The following is an 11,995-nucleotide window of genomic DNA, read 5'->3' as shown; positions in this document are numbered from 1 at the left end:
TACTATTCTACAGTGAAAGTTTCACCTTCCAAAGCCAACGAGGAGTTTTCAAACACACTTTTTGTTTCTTCCAGCATGGGCTCCAGTTCCTTGTAGCGTGTTGAAAAATGTCCTATAAGTAGCTTTTTCACGCTTGCTTTTTTTGCAATTTCTCCTGCTTGCCTGGTCGTTGTATGGAAAGTAGTTTCGGCCCTTTCTCTCATATCTTCCATGAAGGTAGCTTCATGATAGAGTATATCAACATTCTTTATATAAGGCAGAATGCTTTCGGTGTATTTAGTGTCAGAGCAGTAGGCATATGAACACTGAGCAGCAGGCTCCATGGTGTATTTTCTGTTTTCTAATAAGACATTGCCATCCTCGTCCAATACATCTTTTCCGTCTTTGAGCGCTATTATTTTCAGTGGGGAAATGTTCTTCTCAAGTAATCCTTTTTTGATTCTTCTTTTCTTAGGTTTTTCCTGAAATAAAAAGCCGGAGCAATCAATACGATGGTCTAATGGGAATGAGTGCACGGTTAAATTCACATTTTCAAACAATAATTCGCTTTTCCCGGGGATCCATTCTCGATAATTGATTTTATAGTTCAATGAAGACTGAGAATATTTGAGTTGAATTGAAATGATTTCTTTCAACCCGGGAGGCGCATATATATTCAGTTCCTTTGTTCGCCCATAGAGATGGAGTGATGAGATCAGTCCCATCAAGCCATAATAATGGTCGCCGTGCAAATGGCTGATAAGAATATGGTCAATCCGCTGCGATTTGATCTTAAATTTTTTGAGTCTCAGTTGTGTTCCTTCTCCGCAGTCGATGAGAAAAGGCACTTGCATCATAGTAAGCAGCTGTGATGTCTGGTGCCTATGATGCGCTGCAATGGCCGCATTGGAACCCAATATTTTTAATGAAAATGACAATAAGCGTTGGTTTAGGTAATAAGGTTAGGCGGGAAGGAAGACTTAGTCTTCCCCGTTTTCAAAACCTTGCTCGAGGTCGTTCATAAATACAGCATCTACTGCTTCCTCAACCGTTGGCAAAATGTCGAGCACACTATCCAACTGAGAGATCTTAATCAATTTCATGGCGTGATCTGATACGCCGGTAAGTATAAATGATCCGCTGGCTTCTGTGAATATTCTATTGCCGACAAGAATAGCACTCAATCCGGACGAATCGATATATTTCACATCAGACAAATCTACAATGATGTTTTTGATGCCCTGGCCCTGGATGGTCAGGAATTCTGATTTTAGGTCTGGAGAAAGAGTGGAATCTAACTTTTCCTCATCAACCTTCAGTGTATTGTATTTTTCTTGTCTGTCTAATGTAAACTTCATAATCTTTTGTTTAATCTCTTCTATTGTAATTTAATCGATTTTTCGATGTTCGACTGAATGCGGGCCTCGATGTTTTCTGTTGGTACCCTATCAAACGGGTCACCTGTGATTTTCTCAAAAAGCTCAATGTAGCGTTCCGAAATGGAGGTAACTTTTTCTTCGGACATATTTGGTACAGTTTGCCCCTCTTTGCCTTGAAAACCTTCGGAGATTAACCATTGACGGACAAACTCTTTCGAAAGTTGCCTTTGTGGTTCATTGTTATCCTGAAGCTTTTGGTAAGTGTCCTGATAAAAGTACCTTGATGAGTCTGGGGTATGTATTTCGTCTATCAAAATAATTTCATCATTATAAAGACCGAACTCATACTTCGTATCCACCAAAATCAAACCCTGTGCAGCGGCCATTTCTGTTCCTCGCTGAAATAGCTTTCTGGTATAATTTTCCAGCTGTATGTAGTGGCCTTCTTCGACAATACCTTGCGCCAGAATTTCTTCTCTCGAAATATCTTCATCGTGACCTTCTTGAGCCTTTGTTGATGGTGTGATAATAGGCTCCGGTAATCTGTCATTTTCTTTAAGGCCCTCCGGAAGAGAAACCCCGCAAAGCATTCTTTTACCTGCTTTGTATTCTCGCGCAGCATGACCGGCGAGATATCCTCGGATGACCATTTCAACCGCAAAAGGTTTGCAGCGTTTGCCTACGGTTACATTTGGATCCGGTACGGATTCGACCCAATTGGGTACTATGTCTGACGTCGCTTCAAGAAACCGTGCAGCGATTTGATTTAATACCTGACCCTTGTATGGGATTGGCTCTGGAAGTACCACATCAAAAGCCGAAATTCTGTCTGATGCCACCATTACCAACTGATTTTCAAACTCATATACATCGCGCACCTTGCCGGTGTATTTTTTTGTCTGTCCTTCGAATTCGTATTTGGTAGATTTTAGCCCTTTTGTCATGTCGCAAAAGTAAGCAAATTCGTAAATGTCATTTCGACGAAGAGAGAAATATTCTAAAGGATTTGATTGGTTTTATTTCGATGGGAGCAAACTGCCAAACTTATAAACTTCTTTCTTTACCACCCCCCCCTTCTTGTCGTAGAAGAGCCATTCGCCATTTTTTTCATTGCGAGTGTACTGACCTTCTATTTCCGGTTCCTGAGATTTGTAGTATTTGATATAGTCACCATCGAGCCGATCAAATTTATAATTCAATACTTCTGCCTTTTTGCCATTGCTAAAGAATATAGTTGTTTGGCCATGTTTTTTGCCCTTTTCGTAGTTTTCTACTCGTACTGCATTTCCCTTATCATCATTTTGCGTCCGTTTGCCTTCTAACTTGCCTAATTCATAGTTTTCCTTAATGGAGAGATCCCCTTTAGAGTTGAAATATTTCCATGCGCCTGACTTGAAATCGTCCTTGTACTGGCGGGTGGCTATCAGTACTCCAGCCTGATTGTACTCTTCGACTGTCCTGTTTTTCTCTTCGTTTCCGTAGTTGGTCTTGGTTTTCAATTGGCCATCCTGGAAATAGGTGAAATTACCGCCAGTCATTTTATCATCCACAATGTTCAGTTCCTTTTCGAGACTTCCATCCTCATAGTAGGAGGTGAACTTTCCATTGCGCATACCATTTTCATAACGTCCCTGGGTTTTAATCTGACCATTCGGGTAGTATTTTTTGTATTCGCCTTGAAGCGAATGATTGGACTGATTGGCTTCAGTATCGATATTGCCATTTGGGTAGTAGCTGATCATGATCCCATCGATCACGCCATAGGTGTAGTTTATCTTCGATTTCGGTGTGCTGGATTCATAATAAGTAGTGTTAAGTCCATGCTGTTTGCCATTCTTGTAGCTGACCTCTTCTTTTAAAATACCTGTTGAATAATATTCTTTCACCAGCCCGTCTGGTTTACCAAGTTTAAATCCAGTGGTATTTTTGACTTTTCCATTGGGGTAATAGGTCACCAGCTCCCCTATTAGAGAATCGTTCCTGAATTTTCCTTGCTGAATGAGATTTCCTTCAATATCAAATACTTCTGTCGTGCCCTGTCTCAGTCCGTTTTGATAGGTCGTTCGACGTTGTGTTTTACCGTTTTCATAAAGATTGAAAAATTCACCCTCGCGTTTACCATTGGAGTATGTTCCGGTCACGATTATCTGACCTTGAATGCTATATTGTTTGTAAGGTCCTTCCAGGACCGCAGTGTCCTTTTGTACAATAAAGTATTCTTCCTTGAGTGATCGATCTTCATTCTCATAATAAGTCTTTACTTTTTCCTGTGCCGCCACTTGGACAAGGACAAAAACTGACAGTAAAAGACTGATAACAAACTTCATTTAACTTTTCAAGCTGATTAAAGACAAAAATCTTTGGATCGTGTTTTCACAAACCAACATTAAATAAAAAGACTTTAGATCTGAGTCTTCCTCAAATCTAAAGTCTTTATACGTTTGGTTGCCTTGTTTATTATGCTTTTTCTATCACAATAGCTGATGCTCCGCCCCCGCCGTTGCAGATACCGGCTACACCAATGCTACCACCTTTCTGATCAAGTACAGAATTTAAGGTGGTAATGATTCGGGCACCCGAGCATCCAAGTGGATGACCCAATGCCACTGCCCCACCAAAGGCGTTCACGCTGTCAGGATTTAATTCCAATTCTTTAATATTGGCTAAAGCCACAGCAGAAAAGGCCTCGTTGATTTCGTAAAAGTCAACCTCTGATTTTTCTACGCCCGCATGCTTCATCGCCTTCGGAATAGCCAAAGAAGGAGCGGTGGTGAACCATAGTGGCTCTTGTGCTGCATCTGCAAATCCTCTAATCTTTGCTAAAGGTGTCAACCCCAGTTCTTCCATTTTAGCTTTGCTCACCAGGATTAGTGCTGACGCGCCGTCATTGATAGTAGATGCGTTTGCTGCGGTCACCGAACCGTCTTTGTTGAATACTGGACGCAATGAAGGTATTTTCTCAAATTTGACATTCTTGTATTCTTCGTCTTCCGACATTACGACAGGATCACCCTTTCTTTGAGGAATTTCAACAGGTACAATTTCATTTTTGAAATAACCTTGTGCTACGGAGTCGGCAATTTTTTTGTAAGAGTTGATGGCAAATTCATCTTGCGCTTCTCTTGAGATGTTCATCTCCTTCGCTGTGTTGTCTGCGCAGCTACCCATGGGGAATTGATGGTAAGGCTCCCAAAGCCCGTCGTGCATCAAGCCATCGAGCAATTGTCCGTGGCCATAGCCGTAACCATATCGTGCCTTGGGTACATAAAAGGGTACATTTGACATGCTTTCCATACCACCGGCAACTATTACATCTGCGTGACCAAGCATGATACTTTGGGCACCCAGCATGACAGACTTCATTCCGGAAGCACAAACTTTGTTGACAGTAGTACAAGGTACATTATAGCCAATACCTGCGCCAATGGCTGCTTGTCTGGCTGGTGCTTGCCCGAGCCCTGCAGAAACCACATTGCCCATAAAAACTTCATCAACTTGTTCGGTCTTTACACCTGCTTTTTCTAGTGCACCGGTGATGGCTATTGATCCTAATTTGGTAGCTGTAAGACTAGATAGGCCTCCGCCAAAACTTCCGATTGGCGTTCTTACCGCCGATACTATATATACTTCTTGCATGTTCGTACTGGGTTAATATTTTATAAGTGTAAAAATAAAAAGGACGACCGATTCTAAGGACAATAAACTTCTTTATTTGGCTAAATAAGAATAGTCTTCTAAAGAAAGTCAACCCCACAGAATTATCATCAAATCTGGCAGTTTGATATCCATAGTTTTAAGAAAGAAACTCAGGTAACTCCGAATATTCTTTGAATGAAAAGCGCTCGTATCCATAAAAAGTTCGCATTCACCGAAAACTGAGGGGTACTCAACGATTAAATGTGGAGATGAATTTTTGATGGGGTATCTTGTTTTCAGGTTAGGTTGGTTTAAGCCTGCAAACGACGAGTACATTCTTGGAAAGCTGTTTGCAGGCTTTCTTTTTGCCTTATTTTTAGCATCAGTGGCACTATGAAATTTTGTATTGATTTCGCCGAACCAGGGGAATTTGTGTTTCACCGAGTGAAAAATTGATTTCAACGAGTAAATGTTATGTCTGGGCGAGTTGATGTTTTTTTAGTAATTAAAATGCCTAGCTTAGTCTCAGGTTAGGTTGGTTAAAGCCTGTAAATAGTTTCGACGCCATTCGGGCAAGAGCTGTTTGCAGGCTTCCTTTTTACTACTACTCTTTCGACCCTATAGCTATATGACAAGTTTGCAATTCAAATACACCACTTCTACTATCACTCCAGATCAATTGAAAACTGCTGTCGGCTCTCGAGACTATGTTCATATAATGCCCACCTCCCGGAAATTTGTTAGCAGCATCTCCATTTTTTCGAGTTTTAGGATGGGTACTCACATCAGTTACTCTTATGGGAGGACAAAAAGAAAGTCCACCATCAATAGATAGAGCAAAGTAAATATCATTTTTCTGCTGACTGGGGTCGTGCTGGCTGTCGGCCCAGGAAATTCCAACAATTCCATCTTTGCTAACTGCTACGCTGGCTACCATTGATTGGCTCGTTATAGAGTTATCAAATTGATCTACTCGAATATCCTGACTCCAGGTTTGACCGCGATCCGCTGAGTAATTAAGCCATACACCTTCTGCAGCTCTTACAAAATATACTCTGTCATAAAACATCGACCCGCTTTTCGTATCAGCTAGCATGCGCATGTAGCCACGTCCTCCGCCTGGGCGAAGGGATATCAGACTTTTGTCTGAAAGCAACCGAGTCTTTGGGTCATAGCGCTGTATCCAGGCCTTTGTTAAATAATGAGAAGAAAGAACAAGTACAGAGCCGTCTCCAAGGATGACAGGTTCGCAGTAGTTTAAGCGGACCCCTTGTGCATCAACTTTTGCCGCTTCTGTGAATTCTCCATTACGCCTTCTGTGGTAAAGAACCACATCTGCGCTCATATCACCATTAAACCGGACAGTCGTGAAATAAAAATCTCTTCCAAGCGCGGTAATTTTAGTACCGTCATGTCCATGATTTGAATGAAAACTTTGTGTGCTTCGATCCCAATTTTCGCCTCCATCGTCTGAGGAAAAAAACTGAAGGGGAAACTGATGTTGGAAACTTCCTTTAGTCCCTAACCAGCTCATGGCGGTTTGTCCATTAGGCAATATAGCTGTCCAGGGGTCATAGCCCCAAAAGTCATGGGCCGTTTCCTTCCAGGTAAGCCCGCCATCCTTGGAAACGAAACTGGAAAGCCTACAGCTTTCATAGGGTCGGTCAATAGCTGTTACCACCATGGCTGCAGCGAGAAGATGAGAGGCATCGGAAGGGTGAGCGGATAGATGAGGCTCCACCACCGGAAGACCTTCAAACTGCGAATGAATCGTAACCGTTTTCCCAACGAAAATGGTCGGGAAAACGGCATTAGATTCAGCCTGAGAAAAGCAAAATCTGTTTATCAAAAGACAAACAACTAACAAGACTGTGCGGTATTGGGGCAAACTGGTCATGACTTTAGAATTAGAACAATTGCATTTGCAGTCGGGAAGCTTTGATAATGGCAATGGGTATGGATTCCGAATCGATTGTTATTGAAAAGTTCACTTTGCCTTTGCCTAATACCTCGTGGTCTACAATGCCGGTCGTTGACAACGGTTTTGACGCACTAGTGATCCAATCGCTGTTTTTCTCTATTTCCTTTTTTATCAATTTCATCATTTGCTTGGGTGGTATTTGATTAGTTAGATGAAATCTGTATTCCCAGGTATTTTGGTCTCCTTGAGAATAGAAATAGGAGGTAGAAAATAGAGAAACAAGCGCTCGAAGATCTGTGATATAATTGTCAGCCAGCTGAGAACGGGCGTAGTCATTTTCCCTTTTCCAAGGATATTCCATGTGATTGGCGATATCCTGAGCACGACCCACTCCATAAAACTTGGAAACCACATGGAAGGCAGCATCTATACCGGATGAAAGCCCAGCTGACGTGACGACTTGGCCGTTATCAGTATATTTTACATCATTCAAGACGACGGTTCTTGGATATTGTTCTTTGAGCCGGGGAATCAAGCCGGCAAAGGTGGTAGATCGCAGGCCATCCAGTAATCCAGCTTCGCCCAGGAAAAAGGCACCGCTGCAAACCGAGAGAAGAACTTCAGTAGAATCCTTTCTCCCATGAAGAAACCGCGTGACTTCTTCATCACCGGGATTACTTTCAGCCATACCGCCGCCTGGCAGTACCAAAATGTCTACCTGAGGCAGTGATTCAATGGTGTAATCCGGCCTGAGCTCAAGGTTCATTCCTATGAGGACAGGATCAGATGTTTTTGAGAAAGTCACTATGTTGAACCCGGCGTGTTCAAAGACGGAAATAGGCCCGGATACATCCATGATGTCAGCCATGTTAAACAAAAACATGCCTACAGTCGGCCTTTCTATACTTGGACGGGCTACCTCCAATCCTAAAATAGTCGGCATGAGGGACATTGAGCAGGCTTGACATTGTCCCGATTTTGAGAAATACTTGTCATCGTCGGCGCAACCGCAAGGCCCACAATAGTAGACGACTTCTCCTTTTTTTGGATCTTCGACAATTTGCTGTTGAGCTAAGGATATTCCGAACGAGGCAAATACGAATAGAAGTGTAATCGCAATTTTCATAATGATGTAGTTTTTGACTTAGGGCTACAAATAGCACAGATAGTTGATCAAAAACTTGTACATAATTGCTGATTATTTGAAGGGGAGTATGCCTGTCTAATTGGCTTTTAAGAAACATGAAGGAACGACTCCTTCAATTCTTTTGAAATTCCTGAGGAAATGACTGTGATCAAAAAAGCCCGTCTGCAGGGCTGTTTGAGAAATGGAGTGCTTTGTTAGTAGTGCTTTCGCCTTTTCAATTCGCACGTTTCGAAGATATTGAAAAGGAGTTAGACCATATTTTTTCTTGAACTGCCTGGAGAAATGATAAGGGCTCAGATGACAGTTCTCTGCGATTTGTCCCAAAGTAAGCTCTTCCCGAAAATGATCACAAATGAACTGACGAGCCAAATCTAGATGGGTGTGTGCAGTTGGACGGGTAGGCACTTTGGTGTTGCTATGATTTTGAATCAGAATCATAAATAGCTCTTCGAATGAAGCTTCTATGTCCATCACGCGTCCAGCTGTAATATCAGCAATCAATGTCCTCATGCGGGCCGAAGATTCCTGACGATAGATTGGACGTGTGTTGAATCTCAGATCTGTATGCTGAAAAATTTCGTTTCGTTCACAAATTGCTCGAATGAGCTTTTCTTCAATCCGGATCGTGTGGAATTTGAGTGTTTGATTATCTAATGAATTACCGGCATGCAGCTCTCCGGGATTGATCAGTAGCAGTCCGCCGTCGCCAATCTTATAGCTATCCGATTCTGTAAAGCCTTCGTTCACCCCTTCTTCAATGAGTTGAATAGTGTAGTGATCATGAAAATGCCTGGGAAAATAGTGATTTCTATAAGATGTCGAACTGATTGAAACGCCCTCCAGATTGGAAGTGTCATAATATTGGACTGAGAGATCTTCTGCCATACATTAACAACGAGGGTCTGGGACTGAAGTTAAACCGCTCATGTAATTTCGGTCCATACTCTCGTTGTTTGTGAAAACACTAACAAGCTCTCAGTCATATCGAGTTCTGACTAACATCGGCGCAAACTTAAAATGATCTCCTCTAAGCTCTGAACCATCGACTATAGCCCATCGTCTATCTCAAATCTCACTCAATCTCACTAGTGCCTTATCCTTAATCACACTCTGTACCGGACGCCTTTCGATCTTGGACTCCAACCAGGAGATGATGTCGAAGTAGATGAAAGCCCTTCGTTCGTAGGGATCTTTGGTAAGCGGTATGAGGTTTTCGCGCAAAGTACGAAAGCGTTTGATCAGCTCTTCCTGGGTAATATTCGTTTTCAAGCGAACCAGAAAGTTCAGAATGTACTTTTGGTAGAGGTGTAGATCTTCCTTCTTGAGCAAAAAGCGGTAAGTAGATCGTACATAGTATTCGATCAACTCCATATTGCCGAGCTCATAGTGTGCTATTAGATTGAGAATTCTGGCGAAGCCATGAATATCCTCGCGCAAATCCACTTCTTTCGAGTTGATGATCTGATTGAGCCAATTGATGGCGATCTGGTAGTTATCGTTCCCGAAATATAAACAGGCCGTCTTGTAGAATAGAATCACCTTCGAGTGCATGTCGATCTGACTGATAAACTGCTCCATCCCGGGTTTGATCCTTTCCATGAGCTTCACCCCGCGTTCAAAATCACCCATTAGAAACAAACGGTTAAACTCATGTACGAAGGTGTACTTCAGCAGCTTCATGCGAATGTTTTCGTTGAGCTGAGCCGAGGGTAGATTATTAAGCGCACGTAGCTCTCGCGTAGTGGCCTGAAACTCTCGGTATTTCAATAGCTTGTTTTGGGCAATCAGCAGGTTGTTCAGGCTATTGATATATGACTCCAGCATGGAGTTCATCAGTGCCTTGTTGTCGTTGAAGAGGTCTACGAGTTTTCGCGCATACTGATAGCCCAGCTCAAAATCCTGTAGAAAAAAATAATAACCTACATATAAATTGTATAAGCTAATCTTTTCACTATTGGAAAGTTCTTCTTCCACAAATACAGGAAGACTCACCGCAAACACGTTCTGAATTTTGTGGTAGTCACTTTCATTTCTGATGAATCCTATTTTCTGGTAAAGTGACTGAAGTTTTACCTGCAGGTTCGAGAATGAATTGATATTGTTGATACGATTATTTACTCGCTGCACGTCAGCAATGATTCCATTAGTTCGCTCTCTGTTTTCCTTACCGGTCGTATGAAATAACACCTGCTTTTCCCATTTTAGGATTTCGAGTTGCATTTCAAGGTTGCCGCTTTTGATAGCAATCTTTTTCACCTTTCTGATGATCTCGGCGCATTGCTTGTACAGCCCTTTGTTGAACAAGATCTCCGCATGATCGATCATGTCCCGGATTTTGATATTCGGAAGGGTATTGGTATTGTAGTCTCTGAGTGCACTGAGGATTTTGGTATAAAGGTGTGCTTTGAGATTGGAGAGTTGAGCTGGTTTAAGAGAACGATCTGCGATCAGAATTTCCTCGTCATCAAAAGAGCTTTGACTTTCTATGATATTAAACAGTTTAGAAAATTTCTTGTTTTCCGAATTGGCCATAGAGAGTTTGAAATAGCGCTTTTCACTTTTCTTTAGCGACTTGATCAAATGGAACAAAGCGTCCGACCTCTCCTTAGACATTGTAATTGAAATTTAGTTTAAAAGGTTATAAGATGCAAAAATCATCATTTTCATTCAATTTAGAAATCGTAATTAAATAAATAATAGGCATTTTTTAGCGAATTGTCGCTGGCTAGCTTTGTAACCTAATTAAATGAGAACTATGGACAATCGCATACACATATTCGATACAACACTACGTGATGGGGAACAAGTGCCGGGTTGCAGACTAGATACCAAAGGCAAGCTATTGATTGCTGAGCAATTAGAGCACCTGGGAGTTGACATCATAGAAGCTGGATTTCCTATATCCAGCCCAGGTGATTTCGAATCTGTTTCTGAGATTTCAAAATTAGTAAAAAATGCAACAGTCTGTGGTTTAACGCGGGCGGTTGAGAAAGATATAGAATGTGCAGCAGACGCTTTGAAGTATGCCAAGTTCCCAAGAATACATACCGGAATAGGTACTTCAGACCAGCACGTTTTTACTAAAATAAAAACGACAAGAGAAGATATCATTGCTCGTAGCAAGCAAGCTGTAAAATGGGCTAAGAAGCATGTGGAGGATGTGGAATTCTATGCAGAAGACGCTGGACGTACGGATAATGTTTTTTTAGCGCAAGTCATAGAAGCTGTAATCGCTGAGGGAGCCACCGTGGTGAACATCCCTGATACCACGGGTTATTGTCTGCCAGAGGAATATGGTGCTAAGATCAAATACCTGATGGAAAATGTAAAAGGTATTGAGAAGGCGGTCATTTCTACACATTGTCACAATGATTTGGGCTTGGCAACAGCCAACTCAATTGCGGGTATCCAAAACGGCGCCCGTCAGATCGAATGTACGATCAATGGCATTGGTGAAAGAGCTGGTAATACCTCGCTGGAAGAAGTGGTGATGATTATGCGAAAGCACAATTGGATGAAATCTGATACTGGAATAGATGCTACCCGGCTCAACGCCATGTCTAAACTAGTGGCAGAGACCATGAGAATGCCGGTACAGCCTAATAAAGCTATTGTGGGCAGCAATGCTTTTGCTCATTCCTCAGGTATTCACCAGGATGGAGTAATCAAGAATAGAGACAACTACGAAATCATTGATCCTTCAGAAGTGGGCGTGAATGAGTCATCGATTGTACTGACTGCCAGAAGCGGAAGAGCTGCACTAAATTATAGAGTAGAAAAGCTGAATGTCAATTTGACAAAAGAAGAATTGGAAAACGTCTATCACGAGTTTTTGAAAGTGGCAGATAAGCATGATGTGGTAGATGACAAACTGCTCAAAGGCATGCTCAGCGAATATTTGATGACGAATGTTGAATTGTAAGTAAAGAGAAA

10 protein-coding genes are annotated in these 11,995 nt (G+C 42.0%); 1 reads left to right on the top strand and 9 read right to left on the bottom strand.

Translation table 11 applies throughout. The annotated features are described in order from the left end of the window. Nucleotides 1-2: 2 nt before the first annotated feature. From ABJD64_RS23785 to ABJD64_RS23745, 9 genes are all read right to left on the bottom strand, one after another. Nucleotides 3-917, bottom strand: a complete 915-nt coding sequence (locus ABJD64_RS23785) for a ribonuclease Z (protein ID WP_348181358.1) — start codon at nt 915-917, stop codon at nt 3-5. A 42-nt stretch (nt 918-959) separates the two neighbouring features. Further along, the gene (locus tag ABJD64_RS23780) at nt 960-1,337 is read right to left on the bottom strand and encodes an STAS domain-containing protein (protein WP_348181357.1); all 378 of its coding nucleotides are present in this window, start codon (nt 1,335-1,337) and stop codon (nt 960-962) included. 20 nt (nt 1,338-1,357) lie between these two features. Next, a complete protein-coding gene (locus tag ABJD64_RS23775; protein ID WP_348181356.1) occupies nt 1,358-2,302 on the bottom strand; it encodes a phosphoribosylaminoimidazolesuccinocarboxamide synthase in 945 nt (314 codons plus the stop codon). Nucleotides 2,303-2,374: 72 nt separating this feature from the next. Next, nucleotides 2,375-3,685 (bottom strand): toxin-antitoxin system YwqK family antitoxin, encoded by a 1,311-nt coding sequence (locus tag ABJD64_RS23770; RefSeq protein WP_348181355.1) that lies wholly within the window; start codon nt 3,683-3,685, stop codon nt 2,375-2,377. A gap of 130 nt (nt 3,686-3,815) precedes the next feature. Continuing rightward, nucleotides 3,816-4,994 (bottom strand): acetyl-CoA C-acyltransferase, encoded by a 1,179-nt coding sequence (locus ABJD64_RS23765; RefSeq protein ID WP_348181354.1) that lies wholly within the window; start codon nt 4,992-4,994, stop codon nt 3,816-3,818. A 604-nt stretch (nt 4,995-5,598) separates the two neighbouring features. Beyond that, complete coding sequence (locus ABJD64_RS23760) at nt 5,599-6,891, bottom strand: hypothetical protein (RefSeq protein ID WP_348181353.1); 1,293 nt, start codon at nt 6,889-6,891, stop codon at nt 5,599-5,601. Nucleotides 6,892-6,901: 10 nt separating this feature from the next. After that, nucleotides 6,902-8,041: a DJ-1/PfpI family protein gene (locus ABJD64_RS23755; protein WP_348181352.1), complete on the bottom strand. Its 1,140-nt coding sequence runs from the start codon at nt 8,039-8,041 to the stop codon at nt 6,902-6,904. 96 nt (nt 8,042-8,137) lie between these two features. After that, the gene (locus ABJD64_RS23750; protein ID WP_348181351.1) at nt 8,138-8,947 is read right to left on the bottom strand and encodes an AraC family transcriptional regulator; all 810 of its coding nucleotides are present in this window, start codon (nt 8,945-8,947) and stop codon (nt 8,138-8,140) included. A gap of 180 nt (nt 8,948-9,127) precedes the next feature. Continuing rightward, a complete protein-coding gene (locus ABJD64_RS23745; RefSeq protein ID WP_348181350.1) occupies nt 9,128-10,675 on the bottom strand; it encodes a hypothetical protein in 1,548 nt (515 codons plus the stop codon). Between the two features lie 142 nt (nt 10,676-10,817). Here ABJD64_RS23745 and ABJD64_RS23740 point away from each other — a divergent pair, with 142 nt between their 5' ends. Beyond that, entirely contained in the window at nt 10,818-11,984 is a 1,167-nt protein-coding gene (locus tag ABJD64_RS23740; protein WP_348181349.1) for a 2-isopropylmalate synthase, read from the top strand. Nucleotides 11,985-11,995 lie beyond the last annotated feature (11 nt).

The sequence above is a fragment of the Reichenbachiella sp. genome, from assembly GCF_039944555.1.
Lineage (GTDB): Bacteria > Bacteroidota > Bacteroidia > Cytophagales > Cyclobacteriaceae > Reichenbachiella.
Note: the sequence above shows the minus strand (reverse complement) of the source record. Positions and strands in the feature narration are given on the sequence as shown.